This is a genomic window from Blautia sp. LMAG:89, from assembly GCF_008679485.1.
Lineage (GTDB): Bacteria > Bacillota > Clostridia > Lachnospirales > Lachnospiraceae > Blautia_A > Blautia_A fusiformis.
In genome coordinates, this window is sequence record NZ_NANC01000012.1 from 282,578 (window position 1) to 306,658 (window position 24,081).

Annotated in this window: 24 protein-coding genes; 1 reads left to right on the plus strand and 23 read right to left on the minus strand. The window is 45.1% G+C overall.

Translation table 11 applies throughout. The features are described 5' to 3' along the window. Window positions 1-73: 73 nt before the first annotated feature. From trpS to rsxC, 7 genes are all read right to left on the minus strand, one after another. Window positions 74-1,138: a tryptophan--tRNA ligase gene (gene trpS, locus CCC70_RS14530; RefSeq protein WP_015524886.1), complete on the minus strand. Its 1,065-nt coding sequence runs from the start codon at window positions 1,136-1,138 to the stop codon at window positions 74-76. A gap of 223 nt (window positions 1,139-1,361) precedes the next feature. After that, entirely contained in the window at window positions 1,362-2,153 is a 792-nt protein-coding gene (locus tag CCC70_RS14535; RefSeq protein ID WP_118608844.1) for an RnfABCDGE type electron transport complex subunit B, read from the minus strand. 13 nt (window positions 2,154-2,166) lie between these two features. After that, window positions 2,167-2,742, minus strand: a complete 576-nt coding sequence (locus tag CCC70_RS14540; protein WP_015524884.1) for an electron transport complex protein RnfA — start codon at window positions 2,740-2,742, stop codon at window positions 2,167-2,169. 16 nt (window positions 2,743-2,758) lie between these two features. Beyond that, complete coding sequence (rsxE, locus tag CCC70_RS14545) at window positions 2,759-3,463, minus strand: electron transport complex subunit RsxE (RefSeq protein WP_287085149.1); 705 nt, start codon at window positions 3,461-3,463, stop codon at window positions 2,759-2,761. A 14-nt stretch (window positions 3,464-3,477) separates the two neighbouring features. Next, on the minus strand, window positions 3,478-4,056 hold the full coding sequence (locus CCC70_RS14550; protein ID WP_287085150.1) for an RnfABCDGE type electron transport complex subunit G: 579 nt from the start codon (window positions 4,054-4,056) through the stop codon (window positions 3,478-3,480). Further along, the gene (locus CCC70_RS14555) at window positions 4,056-5,033 is read right to left on the minus strand and encodes an RnfABCDGE type electron transport complex subunit D (protein ID WP_021650508.1); all 978 of its coding nucleotides are present in this window, start codon (window positions 5,031-5,033) and stop codon (window positions 4,056-4,058) included. The genes CCC70_RS14550 and CCC70_RS14555 overlap by 1 nt, the downstream gene beginning before the upstream one ends. A 14-nt stretch (window positions 5,034-5,047) precedes the next feature. Beyond that, window positions 5,048-6,373, minus strand: a complete 1,326-nt coding sequence (rsxC, locus tag CCC70_RS14560) for an electron transport complex subunit RsxC (protein WP_021650509.1) — start codon at window positions 6,371-6,373, stop codon at window positions 5,048-5,050. A 467-nt stretch (window positions 6,374-6,840) separates the two neighbouring features. Between rsxC and CCC70_RS14565 the strand changes: the two genes are divergently transcribed. Continuing rightward, window positions 6,841-7,860 carry a ribonuclease H-like domain-containing protein gene (locus CCC70_RS14565; RefSeq protein ID WP_287085151.1) on the plus strand — a complete coding sequence of 340 codons (1,020 nt, stop codon included), beginning with the start codon at window positions 6,841-6,843 and terminating at the stop codon, window positions 7,858-7,860. A gap of 99 nt (window positions 7,861-7,959) precedes the next feature. Here the strand turns inward: CCC70_RS14565 and rpsA are convergent, their stop codons facing one another. The 16 genes from rpsA to CCC70_RS14645 form a co-directional block, all read right to left on the minus strand. Next, window positions 7,960-9,036, minus strand: a complete 1,077-nt coding sequence (gene rpsA, locus CCC70_RS14570; protein WP_015524876.1) for a 30S ribosomal protein S1 — start codon at window positions 9,034-9,036, stop codon at window positions 7,960-7,962. Further along, window positions 9,017-9,883: a 4-hydroxy-3-methylbut-2-enyl diphosphate reductase gene (gene ispH, locus CCC70_RS14575; RefSeq protein WP_287085152.1), complete on the minus strand. Its 867-nt coding sequence runs from the start codon at window positions 9,881-9,883 to the stop codon at window positions 9,017-9,019. Before ispH ends, rpsA begins: the two co-directional genes overlap by 20 nt. Further along, window positions 9,880-10,545, minus strand: a complete 666-nt coding sequence (cmk, locus tag CCC70_RS14580) for a (d)CMP kinase (protein WP_015524874.1) — start codon at window positions 10,543-10,545, stop codon at window positions 9,880-9,882. The genes ispH and cmk overlap by 4 nt, the downstream gene beginning before the upstream one ends. 27 nt (window positions 10,546-10,572) lie before the next feature. Continuing rightward, window positions 10,573-11,802, minus strand: coding sequence for an NAD(P)/FAD-dependent oxidoreductase (locus CCC70_RS14585; RefSeq protein WP_287085153.1), 1,230 nt, complete (start codon window positions 11,800-11,802; stop codon window positions 10,573-10,575). A 103-nt stretch (window positions 11,803-11,905) separates the two neighbouring features. Then, complete coding sequence (locus CCC70_RS14590) at window positions 11,906-13,318, minus strand: oxaloacetate decarboxylase subunit alpha (protein WP_015524872.1); 1,413 nt, start codon at window positions 13,316-13,318, stop codon at window positions 11,906-11,908. Between the two features lie 36 nt (window positions 13,319-13,354). Then, window positions 13,355-14,503 carry a sodium ion-translocating decarboxylase subunit beta gene (locus CCC70_RS14595; protein ID WP_015524871.1) on the minus strand — a complete coding sequence of 383 codons (1,149 nt, stop codon included), beginning with the start codon at window positions 14,501-14,503 and terminating at the stop codon, window positions 13,355-13,357. Between the two features lie 15 nt (window positions 14,504-14,518). After that, window positions 14,519-14,899 (minus strand): biotin/lipoyl-containing protein, encoded by a 381-nt coding sequence (locus tag CCC70_RS14600; RefSeq protein ID WP_015524870.1) that lies wholly within the window; start codon window positions 14,897-14,899, stop codon window positions 14,519-14,521. A 23-nt stretch (window positions 14,900-14,922) separates the two neighbouring features. After that, window positions 14,923-15,684 (minus strand): OadG family transporter subunit, encoded by a 762-nt coding sequence (locus CCC70_RS14605; protein ID WP_270652623.1) that lies wholly within the window; start codon window positions 15,682-15,684, stop codon window positions 14,923-14,925. A gap of 13 nt (window positions 15,685-15,697) precedes the next feature. Then, entirely contained in the window at window positions 15,698-17,134 is a 1,437-nt protein-coding gene (locus tag CCC70_RS14610) for an acyl-CoA carboxylase subunit beta (RefSeq protein ID WP_022426761.1), read from the minus strand. Between the two features lie 141 nt (window positions 17,135-17,275). Continuing rightward, entirely contained in the window at window positions 17,276-18,499 is a 1,224-nt protein-coding gene (locus CCC70_RS14615) for a D-alanyl-D-alanine carboxypeptidase family protein (protein WP_287085154.1), read from the minus strand. 112 nt (window positions 18,500-18,611) lie between these two features. Next, window positions 18,612-19,409 (minus strand): zinc dependent phospholipase C family protein, encoded by a 798-nt coding sequence (locus tag CCC70_RS14620; protein ID WP_287085155.1) that lies wholly within the window; start codon window positions 19,407-19,409, stop codon window positions 18,612-18,614. Window positions 19,410-19,481: 72 nt separating this feature from the next. Then, on the minus strand, window positions 19,482-20,051 hold the full coding sequence (scpB, locus tag CCC70_RS14625) for an SMC-Scp complex subunit ScpB (protein ID WP_022426764.1): 570 nt from the start codon (window positions 20,049-20,051) through the stop codon (window positions 19,482-19,484). Window positions 20,052-20,074: 23 nt separating this feature from the next. Next, window positions 20,075-20,860 (minus strand): segregation and condensation protein A, encoded by a 786-nt coding sequence (locus tag CCC70_RS14630; RefSeq protein WP_015524863.1) that lies wholly within the window; start codon window positions 20,858-20,860, stop codon window positions 20,075-20,077. 9 nt (window positions 20,861-20,869) lie between these two features. Continuing rightward, on the minus strand, window positions 20,870-21,676 hold the full coding sequence (locus CCC70_RS14635) for a metallophosphoesterase (RefSeq protein ID WP_287085156.1): 807 nt from the start codon (window positions 21,674-21,676) through the stop codon (window positions 20,870-20,872). Between the two features lies 1 nt (window position 21,677). After that, complete coding sequence (locus tag CCC70_RS14640; protein ID WP_270390703.1) at window positions 21,678-22,712, minus strand: molybdopterin-binding protein; 1,035 nt, start codon at window positions 22,710-22,712, stop codon at window positions 21,678-21,680. A gap of 87 nt (window positions 22,713-22,799) precedes the next feature. After that, on the minus strand, window positions 22,800-23,987 hold the full coding sequence (locus CCC70_RS14645) for a D-alanyl-D-alanine carboxypeptidase family protein (protein WP_287085157.1): 1,188 nt from the start codon (window positions 23,985-23,987) through the stop codon (window positions 22,800-22,802). Window positions 23,988-24,081: the final 94 nt, after the last annotated feature.

A 24,081-nucleotide genomic window follows, 5' to 3' on the forward strand; every position in this document is an offset into this window, starting at 1 on the left:
AAAAAATCAACCCGGAATACAATCTCCGGGTTGATCCTGTATACAAGCCTGTGATTCCTCTCGCTGTTTTCTATCACTGATTAAGGAAATCCTGATCCTCAAAATAATTGATCCGCATAGAAGAACGGACATCATGAAGCGTTGCGGCAGCTTTTTCTCTGGCAACCTCTGTACCGGCTTTCAGGATATCGAACACATCTTCGGTTCGCTGCTCCCACATTTTCCTTCTTTCACGGATCGGTCCAAGCTCTGCCTGCATAACATTATTCAGGAACTTCTTGACTTTCACATCACCAAGGCCACCTCTCTGATAGTGAGCCTTAAGTTCATCCAGATTCTGATACTCTGGCAGAAATTCAGCAAAATGTTCCGGGCGGCTGAAGGCATCCAGATAGATAAATACCGGATTTCCCTCTACACGACCAGGATCCTGAACACGAAGATGGTTCGGATCTGTAAACATGGACATGATCTTTTTCTTTACAACATCTTCTTCATCAGACAGATAGATGCAGTTTCCGAGAGATTTACTCATCTTAGCCTTTCCGTCAATTCCCGGAAGACGTAAGCATGCTTTATTGGAAGAAAGAACAATTTCCGGATCTGTCAGTGTGTCACCGTAAACGGTATTGAATTTATGGACGATCTCCTTGCACTGCTCAAGCATCGGAAGCTGATCTTCACCTACCGGTACATGTGTTGCACGAAAGGCAGTAATATCAGCAGCCTGACTGATCGGATAGCAGAAAAAGCCTACCGGGATGCTAGCTTCAAAATTACGCATCTTAATCTCGGATTTAACGGTAGGATTACGCTGTACTCGTGCTACCGTAACCAGATTCATATAATAAAAGGTAAGTTCTGTCAGCTCCGGAACCATGGACTGGATAAAAATATTGGATTTCTCCGGATCAAGCCCGCATGCCAGATAGTCCAGAGCAACCTGAAGAATGTTATGACGTACTTTCTCCGGATGCTCTGCATTATCTGTAAGTGCCTGGGCATCTGCGATCATAATATAAATCTCATCATATAAGCCGGAATTCTGCAGCTTCACACGCTCTGCCAGAGATCCAACATAATGACCTACATGAAGGCGTCCCGTCGGGCGGTCGCCAGTTAAAATAATCTTACTCATGAATTTCGTTCTCCTTGAAGTATACTGAATATTTATATCCTATTATAGCCCCTTGAAATTCACCGGTCAAATATTTTTAACCGGAAACTGCAATTTTTCATTGAAATATAACCAAAAGCTTGTATGTATTTATTTATGCATTATCGGGCACAACATGCTTTATTCCAAAAAAAGAACTGCCATATCACGCGGAAAACTTCCGTGACAGGCAGTCCTTTTTGTTTTACAGAATCACATGTCTTGGGCAAACTTCCTTACATTTACCGCAGCCTGTACACTTATCGTAATCGATGTGTGCACAGAAATCGGTAACTGTGATCGCCTCGGACGGACAGTTCTTCTCACATTTTTTACAGCCGATACAGCCAAGCTCGCAGGCAGCTGTAACTGCCTTACCTTTTGCGTGGGAGCTGCAGGCTACACGTGTCTGTTTGTCATATGGTACCAGCTCGATCAGGTGACGCGGACATTTGGCAACACATTTGCCACAGGCTTTACATGCTTCCTGATCTACGACCGCAATACCATTCACTATATGGATCGCATCAAATGGACATGCCTTTACACAGCTTCCGAAGCCCATACATCCAAATGTACAGTTTTTTGCACCGCTGCCAGGGATGAAAGCCATCATCTCGCAGTCTTCCACACCTGTGTACTCATATTTCACAGTCGTCTTATCACAGGTTCCCGCACATTTTACAAAAGCAACCTGACGTGCGGTTTCTTTTACTTCCTGTCCCATGATCGCGCCAATCTTGGCTGCAACAGGAGCACCGCCAACCGGACACTGATCTACAGGAGCTTCTCCCTTTGCAATTGCGGCAGCGAGTCCGGAACATCCCGGATATCCACAACCACCACAGTTATTTCCTGGAAGAACGCCGAGAATGGCTTCTTCCTTTTCATCTACCTTAACGGTTAATTTCTTGTCTGCAAGTCCGAGGAAGATACCAATGAATAAACCAGTACCGCCGACAATGACTGCAGCCATAATAATTCCTGTTATACTCATGCTCTTCTTCCTCCTATACGATTCCGGAGAATCCAAAGAATGCAATAGCCATCAGTGCTGCCGTGAGCAGAACGATCGGCATACCCTGGAAGGATTCCGGAATATCGTTGTATTCCATTTTTTCACGGATTCCCGCAAGTAATACAATTGCGATCAGGTAACCTACACCTGTGGCAAATCCGTTGACAACACTTTCAAGAATGCTGTATTCATATTTAACGTTGTTCAGTGCTACACCAAGAACTGCACAGTTTGTTGTGATCAGAGGAAGGTATACACCAAGTGCTTTGTAAAGGGATGGTACAAATTTCTTGAGAAACATTTCTACGATCTGTACCAGTGCCGCGATAACCAGGATAAATACGATCGTTTTCAGATACTCAAAATGGGTCGGTACCAGGATAAATTTATAAAGCAGTCCTGCAACAAAGGATGCAATGGTAATAACGAATACAACCGCACCACCCATGCCGGCTGCAGTTTCTGTCTTCTTGGATACTCCAAGGAAAGAACAGATTCCCAGGAACTGACTTAATACAACGTTACTGCAAAGCGCAGAACCAATTGCGATCAACATCAAGCTTGCCATTTTCTATTCCCCCTTTTTATTCTTTGTCGGAAGGACATCCGCCGCAGGTCGCACAATTGGAGCCGCAGCCGGACTGGATCTTAGAAACATCTTTGCCCTTCTTTGCCATGTTGATCTTTACTTTGTTCTGGATCGCTGCAAGTCCGGCAAGAACCAGAAATGCTCCAGGTGCAAGGATAAAGATAGTGATCGGGGTATAGCCGGCAACACCGGTAGCTGCATCAGCAACCGGAATGATCTGTGCTCCGAAAGCCTTTCCAGAACCAAGGAGCTCTCTTACAAGACCAATGGCAACCAGGCCCACTGTAAAGCCAAGACCCATTCCAAGTCCGTCAAAGATAGACGGAAGGACAGGGTTCTTGGAAGCATAACTCTCTGCACGTCCCAGAATGATACAGTTAACAACGATCAGTGGAATGTAAATTCCAAGTGACTCATAAAGAGAAGGAGTAAAGCCTTCCATCAGAAACTGTACGATAGTTACAAAAGATGCTACAACTACGATAAAGGCCGGCATTCTGACGGAGTCTGGAATAACCTTACGCAGCATGGAGATGAGCATGTTTGACATAACCAGAACTACGGTTGTGGAAAGTCCCATACCAATACCATTGATCGCAGAAGTCGTTACCGCAAGGGTAGGACACATACCAAGCATCAGGACGAAAATCGGATTTTCGGTTATAATGCCGTTTTTTAATCTTTCACCACAATTATTCATATTCAACTACCCTCCTAAAATGCGTTTTTGCAATAGCCGATAGCTGTATTGACTGCACCGGTAAAAGCTCTGGATGTGATGGTCGCACCACTGATAGCATCAATAGGCTCACCTTCGCCGCCGTCCTTGGATACATAGAATTTATCGGTATTCTTTCCAACATACTGTTCCTGGAACTTCGATTCTGTAGCACGCATTCCAAGTCCGGCAGTCTCACTGATGGAAAGAATGGAAACGCCGCTGACGGTACCGTCTTTTGTTACACCAACTGTGATCTGGATATCACCGCCGTAACCCTCTTTATCGGTTACAGTTACCACATAGCCTTCATCTGCTGCTTCACAGACTTCATCTACGGTTGCTTTGATTCCAAGATCTGCAGCTGTTTTATCTGCTGCTTCCTTGTCTACATCTACAGCTTTAAAATCTTCCAGGCTTACATCACTGAATACAGTCTGCCATGCTTCTTTTTTTGCCTGTTCCTCGGTTCTTGCAATGGGTTCTTTGGTAACTTCGTAAACCAGTCCAAGGCCAAGGCCGGCAACTACTGTAATGATCGTAAGGATCAATGTATTTCTGATAATCTTACCCATTATTTCTTGCCTCCTTTTCCAAAAGCAACCGGTTTTGTTACTTTTTCAATAAGCGGAACCAGAAGATTGCAGAAAATGATCGCATAGGAAACGCCCTCTGCGGAACCACCAAAGAGACGGAATACCGCTGTCACGATACCGAGGCAGCAGCCATATACCAGCTGACCTTTCGGAGTGATCGGAGTCGTCACATAATCGGTTGCCATAAACCAGGCACCAAGCATCAGACCGCCTCCAAAGATATGACTGAAAAGATAGTTTACATCAAAGCCTTTGCCTGTTCCCAACATATAGAAAATGACAAATACTGCAAAACTTCCAATATATGTAAGAGGTACCTTCAGATCGATGATCTTAAATGCGAGAAGGATCACTGCACCGATGAGGATCGCCAGGGCAGAAGTCTCACCGATGGTACCCTGGATATTACCAAGGAACAGATTCTTTACAGGAATAGAAGTCCCCTCAATGAATCCCTGGCTTTTAAGCGCTGCCAGAGGTGTTGCCTGTGTAACCGCATCTACAACAGCATGGGAGCTTTTGGAAACTGCAAAGTTGGTCATTTTTCCGGCAAAAGAGATCATAAGGAAACATCTTCCTGCAAGAGCCGGGTTCATAAAGTTCTGTCCAAGTCCACCGAACAGCTGTTTTACAACAATGATCGCAAAAGCACTGCCAAGGATCGGCATCCAGATCGGGATCTGGGGCGGCATGTTCAGTGCAAGCAGAAGTCCTGTTACAACTGCACTGAAATCAGTAGTTGTATTCTTTTTATGCATCAGTCGGTCATACAGCCATTCAAAAAACACACTGGATGCAACCGTCGCCAGCACTACAAGGAGTGCATGCACTCCAAAGTTCCAGATACCGAAAAGTGTTGTCGGCAGAAGTGCGATCACTACCAGCTGCATAATACGGCTGGTGGTCATTTTATCCCTGATATGGGGATTAGATGATACGTTATACATTTGTTCCATTGTTATTCCTCCCCCTATTTCTTTTTCTTGCGCTCTGCAAGAACCATTTTTCTCATAGATTTAATACTCTGAGTCAGAGGTCGTTTGGCCGGACAGATGTAACTGCAGCAGCCGCACTCGCAGCATTCCATACCATCCATTTTTTCGAAGCCTGCCATATCACCGTGTTCTGCAAGAGTTGCAAGGCGGGCCGGAACCACATGGCCCGGACAGACGCTTACACAACGTCCGCAATTGATACATGCAGTCTGGATCTGCTTCGCCTCGGAAACTGCGTCACGCTCCAGGAAAAGCAGGGAAGAAGTTGTCTTCGTACATGGAATATGAAGATCATACAGCGCAAATCCCATCATCGGTCCGCCGGAGATTGCTTTTGCGATCTTTTCCTTCAGTCCGCCTGCAGCATCTACCAGTTCAGACAGATCTGTGCCTGTAAGAACGGAAAAGTTCTTCGGTGTGCGGATTCCGTCTCCGGTAACCGTTACATTACGGCTGATGACCGGCTGTCCAAGGATCACTGCCTTATAAACAGAAGTGACGGTCTCTACGTTATCAACCACGCATCCTACGTCTGCCGGAAGCATAGTGGAATTGATCTCTCTGCCTGTTACCGCATAGATCAGTGTACGCTCACCACCCTGAGGGTATTTGGTCTTAAGCTCTTTTACTTCCATACGCTCTTTGCCTTTGATGGCTTCTTTCATCCTGGCAATACAATCCGGTTTGTTGTCCTCGATACAGATACATCCCACTGCCTTCGGGAAAGCTTTCAGGATTACTTCCAGACCACCAACAATACTTTCCGGTTCTTCCATCATCCTTCGGTAGTCACTGGTGATATAAGGCTCACATTCCGCACCGTTGACCAGGATATGATCGATCTTGTCGGGTTCCTTTGGTGAAAGCTTTACATGTGTCGGGAAACCTGCACCACCCTGACCAACAACTCCGCCTTCCTGAATCCTTTTCAGGATATCCTCCTTGGAAAGATCCGAAAGCTTTGCAGGTGCATATTCCACAGATTCGTACAGACCGTCATTCTCAATGATGATCGCATCACCCATGGCGCCTACTGCGGTCAGACGTTTCTCGATTCCCTTTACGGTTCCTGATACAGACGAGTGTATCGGTGCGGAAACAAATCCTCCTGCTTCTGCGATTTTCTGTCCTGCAAGCACATGATCACCTTTTTTTACGATCGGCTTGGCCGGAGCTCCGATGTGCTGAGAAACAAGAATTGCCAGATCTCCCTTCGGCAGATACTTCTCGACAGGACAGTTTTTTGACAAATCTTTGCCGTCATAAGGATGGATACCACCCCTGAAGGTTAAAAATGCCATAGATCTCATCTCCTCCTTTATTTTTGCAAGTACATGTACATGGTATTTCTGCGTTGCGCATATACTCTTTTTTAAAGTTGATTCTATGTTTCTGATTTTCCTTTTCTTATTTCATCCAAGACAAACAAGATCTATTTCGCTCCCATAAATCATTTCGCGAAACATTACCAGCGAACAGTAACAAAATAGCTTCTGCTTTGAGCAGGATATGTATGAAAGATTGAATCCAGACACGATCCTGTGATATACTTCGGTAGAAGATATTCACCAGCTCATAAAAAAGCTGTAATTTATGAAGCGATAATAGTCATTTTTTCACTGTCAATCCCCACATAAATCCAGTACCATTTCCTGTTTTTTATCATCAACTCTACTAATAACTATAACTCATTTCACTTTAAATTGCACTATTGAAAAGCAATTTTTTTGTGTATAATCAGATACAATCCATAAAGGAGAAAATTAACATGATCGTTAAAAAAATGCCGATTTTACAAGGGTTTCCAGACTTTGAGACTGTTAAAAAATTGACTAAAAATCATGGATTTTCAGAGCGTTTTGTACCGCTTTTCTATGATATTGAAACTACAGGACTATCACGAAATTCCACTTTTCTGTATCTGATCGGTGCTGTAGCCTACGAAGAAAACAACTGGCAGATGTACCAGTGGATGATTGAAAACGAAGAGGAAGAACCTGAACTTCTGAAAACATTTTCTGAATTCCTTCAGGATTTTTCATGTACGATCCAATATAACGGTGACAGCTTTGACCAGCCTTATCTGGATGCACGATATCAGATCCACGGACTCTCTTCCCCTTTTGCAAAGCTGCCTTCTCTGGACCTTTACCGGGAACTAAAGCCGCTCAAGGGACTTTTGAAGCTTTCACGGATGAATCAGCCTTCTATGGAATCATTTCTCGGTATCACTGAACGGAACTACTGTGATGGAGGTGCCTGCATCCGTCTTTACAAACAATTCGCTTCCGGAAAGAAACCGGAAGCGGCAGAGATCGTTATGGGACATAACCGGGAAGATCTTCTGGGACTTGGAAAAATTTTCTCCATGCTATCCTATCTTGCTCTTTTCAATGAAGATTACGAATCACTAAATTGTGAAATCCAAGACGATCAATTGGCCTTTACCATTAAAACTAATTACGATCTGCCTGTTAAATTTTCAAATCATAGTGAAGAATTCTACATAATTGGACAGAATAACTGTGTCCGTCTTCTTGTAAAGTCTCAAAATGGACGTTTAAAGCAATACTACTCCAATTATAAGGATTACGATTACATCCCTTCCGAAGACACTGCCATACCAAAAGCCTTAAGTGCCTGCATGGATAAAAAGCTCCGAAGGCCTGCCAAAAGGGACAACTGTTATACCTGGTTTCCTGTAACAGAAGCTTTTCTGCATGATCCTTTAAAACAGAAAATCTATCTGAAACACTGCCTGCCATATTATCTTTCTGTTCTTAAATAATATCTCTGTTACGCAATTCCAATCAAAAAAAGGCCGTCACAATAAATGTGACGGCCTCTGAAATTCAAAATATTCATCTGCTGTACAGCTTCTGAGAAATTACTCCTCTGTCTGCTCTGCAGAATTATCCTCGAGTGCTTTCATGCTGAGGCTGATCTTTCTGTCTTCGCCATTGAAATCAACAACCTTAGCCTCGATCTCCTGACCGATGGAAAGTACATCAGATGGTTTCGCAACGTGCTCTCTGGAGATCTGAGATACATGAAGAAGAGCATCTACTCCAGGTGCAAGCTCAACAAATGCACCGAAATCTGTCATGCGTGCAACTTTGCCCTTTACTACGTTTCCTACTGCGAAGTCCTCAGCAGCTGTAAGCCATGGGTTCTCCTCCGGGAATTTAAGGGAAAGTGCGATCTTGTCTCCGTTGATATCTTTGATAAGAACTGTAACTTTATCACCTACGTTGAATACCTTCTTCGGGTTCTCTACTCTGCCCCAGGACATCTCAGAGATGTGAAGAAGTCCGTCTGCTCCGCCGAGGTCGATGAATGCACCGAAATCTGTAACATTCTTAACAACACCCTCAACTTTATCGCCTACGTTGATCTTAGCAAGAAGCTCTTTCTGTTTCTCAGCTTTCTCAGCAAGAAGAAGCTGTTTGCGGTTACCGATGATACGGCGTCTTCTTGGGTTGAACTCTGTGATAACGAACTCGATCTCCTGATCTGCATATTTGGAAAGATCTTTCTCATATGTGTCAGATACAAGGCTTGCAGGAATGAATACTCTTGCTTCCTCAACATTGACACAAAGACCACCGTCAAGTACCTGTGTTACAGGAGCCTTCAGAACCTCCTGGTTCTCGAATGCCTCCTCAAGACGTTTGTTGCCTTTCTCTGCTGCAAGACGTTTGTAGGTAAGTGTAACCTGTCCTTCTCCGTCGTTTACTTTGAGAACCTTTGCTTCCATGGTATCGCCAGGTTTAACAACGTCTGTAAGCACAACGCTTGAATCGTTTGTGTACTCGTTCTTTGTGATGATACCGTCTGCTTTATAGCCGATATTCAGGATGATCTCATCATCTTTAACATCGATGACGGTACCCTGTACGATCTCTCCATTTCTGATTGTTTTTACGGAATCTTCCAGCATCTGTTCAAAACTTAACTCTGACATGTTCTTGAACCTCCTCAATAATTTTCTTTGGGGTGGAAGCCCCTGCTGTAATACCTACACAACTACTGCATTGGAACATTTCAGAATCCAAGTCTACAGGTGTTTGTATATAGTAAGTATTTCCACATTCCTTTTTACATATTTCAAACAGCTTTTGAGTATTGGAGCTATGTCGGCCACCTACGACCAGCATAGTGTCTACCTCTCCGGCTATCGCTTTAGCTTCTTTCTGCCGTTCTTCGGTAGCATTACAAATAGTGTTTAAAATATTTAAAATATTTAAAACATTATTATCATAACTCTTTTTGCGGAGAATTTCAACTAATTCTTGAAATTTGTTGTAATTAAATGTCGTCTGGGACACTACACATACTTCTTTTTCCGGAGAAATATTGAATTTTTCAGCATCCTCAGCATTTCTGATCACTGTATATGGTCCCTGACACCATCCGCAGATCCCCTGTACTTCCGGATGGCCCGGATCACCGATGATCACAATATGGGCACCTCTGGAGCTTTCTTTCTCAACGATCTTGTGGATCTTCAGCACAAAAGGACAGGTAACATCTACATATCCGAGACCATATTTTTTGATCGTGTTATAAACCTTGCGGCCTACTCCATGGGAACGGATCACAACAGTGCCGCCCTTCAGGCTGCAAAGATCCTTCTCACAGATCACAGCCACACCTTTTTTTTCGAGATCTGAGACAACCTCCTCATTATGGATGATCGGGCCTAGTGTATAAATCGGTGCTGCATCGGAACCGATCAGCTCATAAACACGGTCAACTGCTCTTTGTACGCCGAAACAGAAGCCGGCAGTTTCTGCAACTTTTACATTCATCCGTTCACCCTTTTTCTGTATACGGAAAGGATACTCTCAACCACTTCGTCAATTCCCATCTCAGATGAATCAACAAGAACAGCATCCTCTGCTTTTTTAAGCGGAGAAACCGCGCGGTTCATATCTCTCTCATCTCTGTCAACGATATCTTTCAGAATCTCATCCATATCGCAAGCTTCACCCTTCTCTGTAAGCTCCAGGTATCGTCTGCTGGCACGGGTCTTTGCACTTGCAGTCAGAAAGATCTTCACTTCCGCATTGGGAAGAATGGTGGTTCCGATATCTCTTCCGTCCATAACTACATTATTCTCGGCTGCAAGATTGCGTTGCAGCTTCAGAAGATGTGCACGCACCTCCGGATTTGCAGAGCTTACAGATGCCATATTTCCTACCTCTTCCTTACGGAGGAACGCAGTTACATTCTTTCCGTTAAGGATCACCTGCTGCTCACCATTCTCATAACGGATAGAGATATCCGCATCGTGACAGGCTTCAGAGATTTTTTCGTCACCGCTGATCCCTTTTTCCAGAAGATAAAGTGCCATGGCACGATACATTGCCCCTGTATCTACATAAATAAAGGACAGCTCCTTTGCCACTTTTTTTGCAATTGTGCTTTTTCCTGCACCTGCCGGTCCGTCAATTGCAATATTAATACCCATAATCAAATGCTCCCTTCCTCTTTTCTGTTATTCGATCGCCTGAGCTGCCGCATACGCTGTAGACCATGCGATCTGAAGATTATAGCCACCGGTCACTGCATCCAGATCCAGTACTTCACCTGTAAAATACAGATTTTTTATTTTTTTGGATTCCATTGTGGATGGCTGTATCTCTTTTACTGACACACCGCCTCTTGTGATGATCGCTTCCTTAAACTCTCCCATTCCCGTGATCGTAAACGGAAAAGCCTTGATCAGACGGCCAAAAGCCTGACGCTCTTCCCTGGAGATCTCATGTACCGGTTTTTCCCCGGGGATACCGCCAATTTCGATCATGATCGGAGTCAGAGAAGACGGAAAAAGAACACCGATCACATTTTTAAACTGCTTGTTATGATTTGCATCAAATTCACGCAGGATCCGGGCATCAAGCTGTTCTGCATCAAGCGCCGGCTTCAGATCCAGGAAAGCCTCCAAAGGCTCCTTTTCCAGCTTTTTGCCAATCTGGGCACTGGCGGAAAGGATCAGCGGTCCTGTCACTCCGAAATGAGTAAACATCATCTCGCCGAAATCTTTATAGAGAACTTTTTTGCCGGATTTTACTGTAAGCTCCACATTCCGAAGGGAAAGGCCCTGAAGTTTGGAAACATAATCTTCTTTTGCCACCAGTGGTACCAGTGATGGTGACTGGGAAACAACTTTATGTCCCGTCTCAGCAGCAAAACGATATCCATCTCCTGTGGAACCTGTGGACGGGTAGGAAAGCCCTCCTGTGGCAACTACCACAGTATCCGCTTCAAAAAAGGTACCGTCCGAAAGTAATACACCGGTAACTTTTTCATCCTGTGTACAAACTTCCTTTACCTCTGTATGAAGATGGATCTGCGCTCCGGCTTTTTTCAGTTCCCGCTCAAGCGCACGGATAATATCTGATGAATGATCCGATACCGGAAAAACCCGGTTTCCACGCTCTGTTTTCAGCGGCACTCCTGCCTTCTCAAAAAATTCCATCACATCTCTGCTTCCATAGGTGTAGAAAGCACTGTAAAGAAATTTGCGGTTTGACATCACTGCCGGAAAAAGTTCTTCGGTATCTGAATCATTGGTGACGTTGCACCGTCCCTTTCCGGTGATGAAAAGCTTTTTTCCGAGTTTCTCATTTTTTTCCAGTATGTGAACCTGGTGTCCTCTGCGCGCAGCATATACACCGCAGAGCATTCCGGCGGCACCGCCGCCTATGATCGCAACTTTGGACATTACCTGTTATCCTGCCTTTTTTATCTTTTTTATGCACAAAGGAGCCTGCATACAGCAAGCTCCTTTTCCTGTTTTGAAATGCATCTGCATTTCTATGTGTGCTTTATACCGGGTATGCGCCGTTCTTGGTATCTGCTACAGTCTCATCAACTTTTGTCTTCTGAGCCTGGCGATATTTAAAGAAGTCCATGGCAACCTGCGGGAACAGTGCATATGTGAGAACATCCTCATCCTGCTCCTTGTACTGTGCCATCTCGCTCTCAAGCTTATCAAGCTCATCCTCCAGAAGATCTGCCGGACGGCATGTGATCGGTTCAATATCTCCGATACATTTTTTCTGTACTTCCGGATTGAACGGTCTGGCTGTTGCGCCATACTTACCGCTTAACACGTCTTTTGTCTCTTTTGTGACAACCTTGTAACGCTCGCCCATGATCACGTTAAATACAGCCTGTGTACCAACGATCTGAGAGGACGGTGTAACAAGCGGTGGCTCACCAAGGTCTTTACGTACACGCGGAACTTCCTCAAGTACTTCGTAGAATTTATCCTCGGCATGCTGCTCTTTCAGCTGTGATGTCAGGTTGGAAAGCATTCCGCCTGGTACCTGATACAGAAGAGTCTTGATGTTTACACCAAGGTTCTTCGGATTGAGAAGACCTGTATCAAGAGCCTCATCACGCATCGGGCGGAAGTAGTCAGCGATCTCAGCGAGAAGCTGCTGATCAAATCCTGTATCATATGGTGTTCCCTTGAAGGTCTCAACCATAACCTCTGTTGCCGGCTGGGATGTTCCAAGAGCAAACGGAGACATTGCTGTGTCGATGATATCAACACCTGCCTCTACTGCCTTCATATATGTCATGGAAGCAACACCGGATGTATAGTGAGAATGAAGATCGATCGGGATCTTAACAGTCTCTTTGAGAGCCTGAACAAGCTCTGTAGCTTTGTACGGAACAAGAAGCCCTGCCATATCTTTGATACAGATGGAATCTGCCCCCATATCCTCGATACGTTTTGCAAGATCTGTCCAGTAATCAAGTGTGTAAGCATCACCAAGTGTGTAAGCCATTGCAACCTGTGCATGTGCTTTCTCCTTGTTTGCTGCTTTTACAGCTGTCTGAAGGTTACGAAGGTCATTCATACAGTCAAAGATACGGATGATATCGATACCGTTAGCTGCGGATTTCTGTACAAAATACTCTACTACATCATCTGCATATGGACGATATCCAAGGATGTTCTGTCCACGGAACAGCATCTGAAGCTTTGTGTTTTTGAAACCGTCACGAAGTTTACGAAGTCTTTCCCACGGATCCTCTTTCAGGAAACGTAAGGAAGCATCGAAAGTAGCACCGCCCCAGCACTCTACTGCATAGTAGCCGACTTTGTCAAGCTTCTCAATGATCGGAAGCATCTGCTCTGTGCTCATACGTGTAGCGATCAGGGACTGATGAGCGTCACGCAGGATCGTTTCCACAACTTTCACAGGTTTTTTCTCTATTTCTGCCATAATTATTCTCCTTACAAATTTTTATAAGACAATGGGTTAGACACCAAAGATCGCCATGAATGTACCGGCAGCAACCGCTGTACCGATAACACCAGCAACGTTCGGTCCCATCGCATGCATCAGCAGGAAGTTTGTAGGATCTGCCTCAGCACCAACCTTCTGGGATACACGGGCTGCCATAGGAACGGCAGAAACACCGGCTGATCCGATCAGAGGATTGATCTTTCCGTGAGTAACCTTGCAGAGAAGCTTACCAAGCATAACACCACCAAAAGTACCGCAGGCAAAGGCAACAAGACCAAGAACTACGATCTTCAGTGTATCTACGTTCAGGAACGCCTCAGCACTTGTGGAAGCACCTACAGATGTTCCGAGAAGGATTACTACGATGTACATAAGAGCGTTGGAAGCTGTTTCAGAAAGCTGTTTAACAACTCCGGACTCACGGAACAGGTTTCCGAGCATCAGCATACCAACAAGGGGAGCTGTTGTCGGAAGGATCAGGCAAACAACGATTGTGATAACGATCGGGAAAAGGATCTTCTCAAGTTTTGTAACAGGACGGAGCTGCGCCATTTTGATCTTACGCTCTTTCTCTGTTGTGAATGCCTTCATGATCGGAGGCTGGATGATCGGTACCAGGGACATATAGGAATATGCTGCCACTGCGATCGGTCCCATAAGAGAAGACTGTCCAAGCTTACCTGCAAGGAAAATGGAAGTCGGGCCGTCAGCACCACCAATGATAGAGATCGCTGCTGCTGCTTTACCATTAAATCCAAGGAAAATTGCAAGGAAGTATGCAAGGTAAATACCAAGCTGTGCAGCTGCTCCCATCAGGAAGCTGATCGGGTTTGCGATCAGCGGACCGAAGTCTGTCATCGCACCGACACCCAGGAAGATCAGTGAAGGAAGAATACTCCACTCATCCATTAAGTAAAAATAATGAAGAAGTCCGCCAACGCCATTGGATGAATCCTCAATGCTCAGCATAATGTCCGGATAAATATTTACCAGAAGCATACCAAAAGCGATCGGAACCAACAGCAGCGGCTCAAAACCATGTTTAATGGCAAGATATAAGAACACACATGCCACTGCGATCATCAGGTAGTTTCCCCAGGTAAGGTTGAAAAATGCTGTCTGATGGATCAGGTTTGACAGGGTATTTGTTACATAAGACATTTGTCTACCTCCTGTTTAGTTCATTGTTGCAAGAGTATCTCCATTTTCAACGGCAGCACCCTCTGCAACATCGATGCTGGCGATCGTTCCGTCCTGAGGAGCAACAACCGGGATCTCCATCTTCATGGACTCAACGATCACTACGCTGTCACCGGCTTTTACGCTCTGTCCAACAGATGCAACGATTTTTACAACTTTTCCAGGAACGGCTGCGGAAACTTTAACAGAACCTGCGCCTGCTGCCGGAGCTGCTGCCTTAGGAGCTGCTGCCGGAGCTGCCTTAGGAGCAGGAGCTGCTGCTTTTGGTGCTGCTGCAACTGGAGCTGCTGCGTTTCCGTTCTCTTCTACAGTAACTTCATATGCTGTTCCGTTAACAGTAATTGTATAACTCTTCATTTTAAAATCCTCCTAAATAATGATTATCTTTTTCTGCGGTTGACTTTGCGGATGGAACGTACTACGAATCCGTCTGTGCTTGTTTTGCCTTCAGAAGCAGCGATCGCTGCGGCGATCACGGCAATAAGCTCACCATCATCTGTCGCATCCTCAACAGCAGGCTCAGCAACTGGTGCTGCAACCGGAGCCGGTGCTGCGGCTGCCGGAGCCGGTGTGCTCTCTTTTTTCTTTCCTTCCACAAGTACGGGAATATATTTGAAAAGAGAGATCACGAAGATCAGGAATATCAGGATCACAAATACAGTTCCGAGACCCATCACTGTATTCATCGCTGCCTTCTCCATGTTCTGTGCCAGTGTATAATTCACATCAACTGTAAGAGAAGTCGGGGTTCCTGATTTATCAAATACATAAGTGAAATTCGCTTTGTTTTTCTCGAAGGATACCGGAACAACAACGGTATACTGATCATCGGAATACTCTACTGTGATATCTTTCTCATTGATATCACCTTTTTTCTCACCAAGCTCTTCTCTGGAGCCATCCCATGCACTTGCAGCACTCTGTGTGAAAGCATCCTCTGATTCCAGATATCCCTGGATATCATCCTCGGACATTGCGATGATCGCATCCGTCAGGCCCTTGGTTGTTGTGACAAGCTGACTCTTTACAGAATCATCAATCTCATCAGCAGCCCATGCAGTAGCTGTGCATCCGATCAGAAGTGCAGCTACGCAAAGAAGTGCCATGCAGACAGAAGAGATCTTTTTATAAAACTGTCTCATACGCTCACCTCACTTAGACTGTTCCATGCTTTTTGGATGGACGGTCTTCCCTTTTTGTGAACAGCATCTCAAAAGCACCGATTACATATTTTCTTGTATCTTCTGCTTTGATCACAGTATCCACATATCCTCTTGCTGCTGCAGATGCGATACCGTTCTGGAGTTCTTTGTACTCAGCTGCCTTCTCATTCAGTGTAGAAGCGTCAGCTCCCTCATACATGATCTTTGCTGCAAGGGAAGCATCCATCATACCGATCTCAGCTGTATCCCATGCATAAACCATATCTGCTCCGACAGATTTGCTGTTCATGGCAACGTATGCAGTTCCGTATGCTTTACCAATTACAACATTTACCTTCGGTACAGTCGCAGATGCAAAAGCATGTACCATCTCACCTACAGATTTAGCCATCATCTTCTCATTGCAGAGTGTAGCTTTAAATCCTGTTACATTAGTAAGAGTAAGTACCGGAATCTCAAAAGCATCACAGAATTTTACGAAGTCTGCTGCTTTTCTTGCACCTCTTGCAGAAAGAGTTCCGTCGGAAATCTCTGTCTTATTGCCATCAGCATCGTAAGATTCGCTTCTGTTTGCAACAGCGCCAACGGTAGCTCCGTTCAGACGAAGGAAGCCTGTTACGACATCCTGGCCGTAAGCTGCCTTTGTTTCAAAAAACTCACCATTATCAGCGATTCTTGAAAGTGCAATAGCTGTGTCGCCTGTGCAGCCTGCAATATCATCACATACTCTGTTCAGGTCATCTGTGCATTCCTTGAAGCTGTCATTGTCTTCATTATTCTCCGGAAGCATGCTGACCAGTGTACGGATCTGTCCAAGGATCTCCTCTTCTGTTCCGATGCCGTCAACAAGTCCTGTCTCCTCACTCTGGAACTGTGCGGAAGCTGAATCGCATTTTTCCACTCTGTTTCCTTCCAGTGCATTTGGAGTGTTTACAAACAGTCTGCCCTTCTTCTCCTCTACAAATGTAAAGTCTGTAAGAGCCGGTACAACTGCCATTCCACCGCCGCATGTTCCGAAAACAGCAGTGATCTGTGGAATAACACCGGATGCCAGTGTCTGTTTCAGATAGATCTCACCAAATGCCTCAAGTGCATCGGTAGCCTCCTGAAGACGAAGTCCCGCACAGTCTACAAGACCGATAACAGGTGCTCCAACTTTCAGAGCGAGATCATAAATTTTGGCGATCTTTTTGGCATGCATCTCACCAACTGTTCCGTTCAGTACAGATGCATCCTGGCTGTATACATACACCAGACTGCCGTCAATCACACCATATCCGGTGATCACACCGTCTGAAGGTGCTTTTTTTTCAGTCATGTTGAAATCTGTAGCTCTGGCTGTGACAGCCTGTCCGATCTCAACAAAACTGTTGGCGTCAAGCAGGGAATCGATCCTTGCAGCCGCTACGCTTTGTGTCGCATTACTCATTATACTATGCCCTCCATTTTTTTATTAATATAACCAAAAATTCAGCCGAGTATAATTGTACCTTTTTTTTGCAGAAAATTCAATACTTTTCGTCACGAACGTTAAAAAATTAACCCCTGACATATGCCAGGGGTCGCTAAATTAATGGAAATAATCCTTAAATACTTTATCCACATACCATTTATAGGTAATTCTGTCGATTTTGTCATCGGCGGTTGCAAGGCAGGAAAGGAGTTCTTTTCCGTTGAGCTTTGCATGGAGTGTACCGATCTTCTGGTTTTTCTGTATTGGTGCCGGTAGCTTATCCGGAAGCTCCGTTTCCCATGTGATCGTTTCTGTTTTTTTCAGAAGATATCTTTTCTCACGATCTTTTTCAGAAAGTACTGCGTGTATTTTCAGCATAACCTGTTTGGGAGGATATCCGGAACGATCGGACTTTTGCGGATATGGATCTTCTTTTCCCGGTGCTGCTTCTGTTACCGGGATCTCAGGCAGCTGCGGAAGCTCCGGCAGCATCACATACTGATAATTTTCCCTGCCATAGGAAAGAAGCTTCTTAGTATCGCTCCATTTATAATTTTTATTTCCGGGCCATCCGCATCCCAGAAGAGCCACGATAAATAATCGCTCGTCCTGTCGGACTGCGCAGACATAACAATATCCGGCATTTCCTGTAAATCCTGTTTTTCCTGAGATCACTCCTGTTTCCATATCCAGGAAAGCATTGGTATTATGTACCGAATAATGCTTTTTTCCTGAGATATCCGTGAAAGTATAATCTCTAGTCTGGGTAATATGGACAAATGTTGCATTTTTTATTGCATACGCCATGATCAAGGCAAGATCCCGGGCTGTTGTATGATGGATACCGCCTTCATCTTCTCCATCCAGACCATTGGGTGTAACAAAATGTGTGTCCTTACATCCCAGCTCTTTTGCTTTTTCATTCATCTTCTCTGCAAAACCTTCTACGGAGCCGCCGATATGTTCCGCGATGGCCACTGCGGAATCATTATGGCTTTTCAGCATCAGTGAATAGAGAAGATCCTCCAGATAAAACTGCTGTCCCTCCCGCATGCCAAGACGTGTCTGTGGCTGAGATGCCGCATTCCCGGAAACTTGTACGTAATCATCTCCCTTTGCCAGCTCCAGAGCAAGAATACAGGTCATTACCTTTGTGGTGCTGGCATTCGGCCGTCCTTTGTATGCTTCTTTTCCGTACAGCACACGGCCAGTCTCCCCATCCATAAGAACTGCAGAAAGTGCATATAGATTTTCGTCATCTGCCGCCTTTACCGGAAAGATCTGACAAATAATAAGGACCGCTGTCACCAGCACGACAGCGGCCATACGCCGTTTGCTCATAATGCATCACCCCGTACACTGTTCATATAACTGTTTACAGTAACTGTTATATTTAATTTTATGCGGGGATAGCATTCAGATATCACTTGTATCTATTGTCTGCCGGGATCGATCATCCGTTAAAGGTCAGATCCCATCTATCAGAAAGATGTCCTGGCCTGACTGCAAGTGCAGCAAGCTCTTCCAGCATATCCGGCGCCTTGGCAAGTGCCTCTTCCATCAGACTGTCCAGCTTAAGAAGCTCCTCCTTACAGTCGATCTCCGGCTCCGGGCTCATAAAAAATTCGGTAATAAACGCAGATCTTTTTTTTCCTACGGGGGAAAGGGCATGTTCCGAAAGGCGTCTCTTCCTTCCTCCATCATCACATACCAAAATACAGGTGAATATCTTCATCATTTTCAATGACAGATAAATGTTCCAGGTACGGATCGCCGGCAGTACCTGGTGTATCGTCCATGCACTGAGAAAACTGGCACGGATCCCATGCGACGGATAAAAACGCAATGGATCTTTGCCGGTTTCATACATCAGCATACGGTCAAATTCCTTCTCAAAGAGCGTATGTGAGATTTTCCCCTCGGCAGCTACCTGATTGACGTAAGGATGACAGGTAGAATCCAGGATATAATGACATCCGAAACCCAGCAGGTAAGCCATCAGTGCAGGATTTTTTTCCTCCCGGACCTTCGCCATGCCCTTTTCAAAGAATTCTCTTGCTTTCCGTCCATGCATCTGCACTCCGTACTGTGTCACCGGATTTTTGGATATAAAATAATAAAACAGGATATCCGGACCATGCTGTCCGTTCCGGTACAAATTTCCGTTGCTTCGGATCAGATGCTGTAATTTTGCGGAAAGTTTCCGGTAAACCCTTTTTCCAAAAAGATCATGTGCGTATGTTGTGGGCATTTTCGTCACTCCTCTTCTGTTTTCTGATCTGTCCGGCAGGTCCCGTAAACCGGCATCTGTCCGTGTTATTTGTTATACGTCCAGCTTCAGCTGGATCTCTTCCTCTGCTTCCGCCTTGAAATCCTCCAGCTGGACCGGATCCATTTCCGGAAGGTCTTCCAGCCCCTGGACACCAAAGCAGCGCAGAAATTCTTCGGTGGTTCCCAGGAGGATCGGGCGACCCGGAGCATCCAGACGTCCAAGTTCTCTCACCAGATCATAATCCATCAGTTTATTGATGGCATGATCACATTTTACCCCTCGAATCTTTTCAATCTCTGCTTTTGTAACGGGCTGTTTGTAGGCAATGATCGAAAGGGTTTCAAGCATAACGTCTGTCAGCGTGGGTTTCTTTGGCTGCGCTGCGATCCGGATAAGAGAATCATAGTATTCTTTTTTTGTACAAAGCTGAAAGGAGTTTTCGAGCTCTATGATCTGGATCCCCCGCTCTTCTTCCTGATAACGGATCATCATATTTCGAATGATATTTTCCGTTGTTGTCGGATCCTGACGGATCGCTCTGGCAATACGGGGTAATTCCACTGCTTCTCCCATTGCAAACAGGATGGCTTCGATTTCTCCTTCAATTCGTTTGATTTCCACTTATTGTCCTCATTCCTACTATATTATTCATCTGCGAACTCTGTCAGATTCTTCCATGTGTCCGGATCCGTGATAACTTCCACATGAATATCATCAAAAAGATCTTCCTGTTCTGCATGAACATGCCCCATTTTCATCAATTCCAGAATTGCCAGAAATGTCACGATCAGCTGTATTTTGGAATGCTGGTTTTCCATCAACCTGCGAAAGCTGAATTTCCGGTGAGCTTTTGCATATTCCTTCATTTCCAGCAATTTATCAGAAAGTGATATTTCCTCTTTTTCGATCCTTCCGAATTTACTTCGGATCGGGTCGATCTTATTTTCCTGTCTGCGGATCAAAGCCTGATAGATCGCACTCATCCGCTCCAGTGTCAGACCCCGGAGAAGTTCCTGGGGATCAGACGGTGGAGTATACTGCAGCACTTCTTCCGGAAGATCCTGTTTTCGGTAATAAACCCCTGCCGCATCTCCAAGCCTGTCCCGTAATTCATAGGACATATATTTGTACATCTTATATTCCAGCAGCTTCTGCACAAGCTCTGCTCTGGGGTCCTCCTCTTCTCCTTCCTCATTCACTTCTTTCGGAAGAAGCATTTTACATTTGATATCCAGAAGAGTAGCTGCCATGACAAGAAATTCACTCATGATCCCCAGATCTTCTTTTTCCATGGAATGCAGATATTCCATATACTGATCTGTGATTTCCACAATAGGAATATCATAGATATCGATCTTGTTTTTGTCGATCAGGTGAAGCAGAAGATCCAGAGGGCCTTCAAATACATTCAGCTTAACAGATAATGCCATAGGGTTTCCTCATTTCATTTTTTCGGAAGGTTTTATATCGATCACCAGCAGTTCCCTTGGATTATGGATCCGAAGGGGGATGGTATGTTCTCCAAGTCCGGCACTGACGATCATATGCTGATCCCCTTTGTGAAAGTCTCCGCAGCAAAACGGCGGGAGAAACAGATATTGAGGAGATGAAAGGCCGTAATGTTCGCTGAGACGGACAACGCCTCCGTGATAATGTCCGGACAGGATCAGATCCGCGCCCCATTCAAAATAGGTTTTTCCGTATTTTGGATTATGTGCCAGCAGGATCTGCATCCCTTTATCTTCAGGTTTTCCGACCATTTCTTCCATCACTTCTTTTTTCAGCTTCGGTGATCTTGGTTTGTGATAATATTCGATGGGAAGCTCCAATCCCCAGAAACAGAAGTGTTCTCCCTGCAGGACCATATCTTCACGTCCGTTCCTTAAAATATGCACACCGGCTTTTTTCAGTGCTCTTTCGTATTTTGCATAATATGGCCGGTATTCTTCGGAAAGGAACATTTTATATTCATGATTGCCAAGTGCATAATACACGGGAAAATCTCCGGCAAGCTCTGTCAGCAGCTTACATGCAGTTACCAGAGTATTCGTTTCTGTGCGTACAGCCATGTCGCCGGCAGAAAGGATCACGTCCGGGGCAAGTTTTCGGATCGTCTCTGTCAGCCGTATATTGTCTTTTCCGTAGGATATCCCGTGAAGATCCGCAAGAAGGATCATCCGCACGCCCTGTGGAGCATGGATCTTGTCCATATGGATCTCATATTGTTTGATTCTGAATTTTTTCATATTATTTTCCAAATCCGCAGTTCGGGAAAGTACAAACCGGACAGTTCAGACATAGTCCGCCTTCTCCCAGCGCGGCAATCTCCTCTGCCTTGATCTCATCATCTGCCATCACTCTGGGCAGGATCAGATCAAATACTGTTCTTTTTGCGTACATGACGCAGCCCGGAAGTCCAAGTACCGGTATGGATCTTCCGTTCCTCTCAAGATATGCCACAAGCAGCATAGCTCCCGGAAGTACAGGTGCTCCATAGGTTACGATCTTTGCTCCGGTATCCCGGATCCCGCCCGGAGTACGATCATCGGGATCTACACTCATTCCGCCGGTACAGATGATCAGATCTGCTCCTGCATCTGCGAAAGAAAGAATTGCCTTTGTGATCTCTTTCTTATCATCTCCCGGCATCACCTGGCCTGTCACTTCGGTCGGAAACCCGGAAAGCTTTTCCCGGAGTACCGGTGTGAAGGTATCCTGGATCAGTCCTTTTTTGATCTCACTTCCGGTTGTGACGATCCCTACTTTTTTCTGCTGGTAAGGGAGAATGTCAAAGATCGGAAGATTTCCTGCTGCCTTCTCTGCTGCATCCATTTTCTCTTTCTCGATCACAAGCGGAATGATCCTGGTTCCTGCAACCTTATCACCTTTTTTTATCGGAAAATCGCCATGTCTGGAAGCAATCATCATTTCTCCCAGAGAATTCACAGCCACAAGTGCATCTCGACGTATTTTCAGAATACCATCGATCTTTGATACCACCTCGATCTTACCTTCTTTGATCTCAGTTCCATGTACTTTGGAAGAGTTTCCGGCACAGATTTTGTAAAGGATCTCTGCAGCTTCATTTTCGTGAAGAATCCCCGGTTTTTTCTCCCACACAAAAAGGTGTTCTTTTCCTACAGAGAGCAGCAGTGGTATATCCTCTTCTTTCACTACATGCCCCTTTTTGAAAAGAACGCCTTTTTTCTCATCTTTTATGATCTGCGTGATATCATGGCACAGAATGTGTCCCACTGCATCTTCTGTTCTGATCTCTTTCATCCAAAATCCCTTCCCTGTTCTGCTATTTCTTCAATCCGTTGTATTATACATCCAGTCTGCCCTTTTTGTCAAAATATGTTGCAGGCATCACAAAAGAAATGCCTGACAGGTTCTTTCCAGCCAGTCATGGTATCCGGCCTTTTTTATTGTTTCCCCGTACAGGATATCCAGACTACCGATCTTTTTCCCATCCTGATAGTATTCCTGTGCCCCTGCTTTCTGCCCTTTTTTCACCGGCGCACTTTGTTCTTTGGGGAGGATCAACTTTTTCTTAACATTGTCAGGTTTCGTTCCATCTGTGCTGATATATCGGAATTTCCCTCTATATACAAGCGAAACCTGCTCTTTGACTCCTTTGCGGAGCTTCAGAGGTTTCAGTGGCTCCAGAGCATCATCCAGATACAATGTGCATTTAGAAAAGCCGTAATTTAAAAGAGCTGCTGCATCCCGGAATCTTGTTTTCGGGTCCGGTGCGGCCATTACTGAGGCGATCAGTGTGATCCCATTTCGTTCTGCCACAGCACTGAGACAGTATTTTGCAATACTGGTGCTGCCTGTTTTAAGTCCCATACACCCCTCATAGCTACGCAGCAGTTTATTTGTGTTGGTCAGTGTAAATTTCGAGGATCCTTTTCTGGTAACGTGTGTGATATCCTCCATCCAGACAGATGAATATGTAAGAACTTCCGGATATCTGCTGATGAGCTCCCTGCTCATAAGTGCAATGTCATAGGGAGTTGTATAATGCTCCTGTGATTCCGTCAGCCCGCAGCAATCCACAAAATGAGTGTTTTTCATTCCAAGATCCTTCGCCTTCTCGTTCATCTTCTCCACAAAGGCTTGTTCTGTTCCCGCAACATGCTCCGCCATAGCTACGCTGGCATCATTTCCGGAAGCGATCACAATACATTTGATCATGGTTTCTGCAGTCTGCTTTTCTCCTTCTTCCAGAAATACCTGAGACCCTCCCATGGATCTGGCATAAGCACTGGTGGTAATGCTATCCTCCAGATGCAGGGTTCCCTCACGGATAGCATCAAAGATCAGGATCAATGTCATGATCTTTGTAATACTGGCCGGGCTTCTTCGGGTGTCAGGATCCTTAGAATAGATCACGGTACCGGTTTCTTTTTCCATAAGGACTGCACCCGGCGCTTCGATCAGCTTCTGTGCTTTTCCACTATCTTCCGTTTCTCCCCTGACACCAACGGGTGTCAGAGCCAGGCATAAGACTAAAATACAGATTAAAAGACTTTCCGGAACACTTCTGTTCATAAGCTCACTCCTGCCGCAAACATCTCTGTTCTATTGTAAAAGCTTTCCTGAAAGATTATTCCTGAAATTCTGAAAAAGTATAGATTCCGGTCCG

Coding starts and splice junctions, on each gene's coding strand:
- CCC70_RS14555 (WP_021650508.1), bottom strand. CDS start 5,033: ATGGAACAAATGTATAACGTATCATCTAATCCCCATATCAGGGATAAA.
- CCC70_RS14620 (WP_287085155.1), bottom strand. CDS start 19,409: ATGCCCACAACATACGCACATGATCTTTTTGGAAAAAGGGTTTACCGG.
- CCC70_RS14600 (WP_015524870.1), bottom strand. CDS start 14,899: ATGAAGAGTTATACAATTACTGTTAACGGAACAGCATATGAAGTTACT.
- ispH (WP_287085152.1), bottom strand. CDS start 9,883: ATGAATGTAAAAGTTGCAGAAACTGCCGGCTTCTGTTTCGGCGTACAA.
- rsxC (WP_021650509.1), bottom strand. CDS start 6,373: ATGGCATTTTTAACCTTCAGGGGTGGTATCCATCCTTATGACGGCAAA.
- CCC70_RS14535 (WP_118608844.1), bottom strand. CDS start 2,153: ATGAGTATAACAGGAATTATTATGGCTGCAGTCATTGTCGGCGGTACT.
- CCC70_RS14645 (WP_287085157.1), bottom strand. CDS start 23,987: ATGAACAGAAGTGTTCCGGAAAGTCTTTTAATCTGTATTTTAGTCTTA.
- trpS (WP_015524886.1), bottom strand. CDS start 1,138: ATGAGTAAGATTATTTTAACTGGCGACCGCCCGACGGGACGCCTTCAT.
- CCC70_RS14605 (WP_270652623.1), bottom strand. CDS start 15,684: ATGAGACAGTTTTATAAAAAGATCTCTTCTGTCTGCATGGCACTTCTT.
- CCC70_RS14565 (WP_287085151.1), top strand. CDS start 6,841: ATGATCGTTAAAAAAATGCCGATTTTACAAGGGTTTCCAGACTTTGAG.
- CCC70_RS14615 (WP_287085154.1), bottom strand. CDS start 18,499: ATGAGCAAACGGCGTATGGCCGCTGTCGTGCTGGTGACAGCGGTCCTT.
- CCC70_RS14635 (WP_287085156.1), bottom strand. CDS start 21,676: ATGAAAAAATTCAGAATCAAACAATATGAGATCCATATGGACAAGATC.
- CCC70_RS14630 (WP_015524863.1), bottom strand. CDS start 20,860: ATGGCATTATCTGTTAAGCTGAATGTATTTGAAGGCCCTCTGGATCTT.
- rsxE (WP_287085149.1), bottom strand. CDS start 3,463: ATGAATAATTGTGGTGAAAGATTAAAAAACGGCATTATAACCGAAAAT.
- CCC70_RS14540 (WP_015524884.1), bottom strand. CDS start 2,742: ATGGCAAGCTTGATGTTGATCGCAATTGGTTCTGCGCTTTGCAGTAAC.
- cmk (WP_015524874.1), bottom strand. CDS start 10,545: ATGGGTATTAATATTGCAATTGACGGACCGGCAGGTGCAGGAAAAAGC.
- rpsA (WP_015524876.1), bottom strand. CDS start 9,036: ATGTCAGAGTTAAGTTTTGAACAGATGCTGGAAGATTCCGTAAAAACA.
- CCC70_RS14590 (WP_015524872.1), bottom strand. CDS start 13,318: ATGGCAGAAATAGAGAAAAAACCTGTGAAAGTTGTGGAAACGATCCTG.
- CCC70_RS14640 (WP_270390703.1), bottom strand. CDS start 22,712: ATGAAAGAGATCAGAACAGAAGATGCAGTGGGACACATTCTGTGCCAT.
- CCC70_RS14550 (WP_287085150.1), bottom strand. CDS start 4,056: ATGGGTAAGATTATCAGAAATACATTGATCCTTACGATCATTACAGTA.
- CCC70_RS14610 (WP_022426761.1), bottom strand. CDS start 17,134: ATGAGTAATGCGACACAAAGCGTAGCGGCTGCAAGGATCGATTCCCTG.
- CCC70_RS14595 (WP_015524871.1), bottom strand. CDS start 14,503: ATGTCTTATGTAACAAATACCCTGTCAAACCTGATCCATCAGACAGCA.
- CCC70_RS14585 (WP_287085153.1), bottom strand. CDS start 11,802: ATGTCCAAAGTTGCGATCATAGGCGGCGGTGCCGCCGGAATGCTCTGC.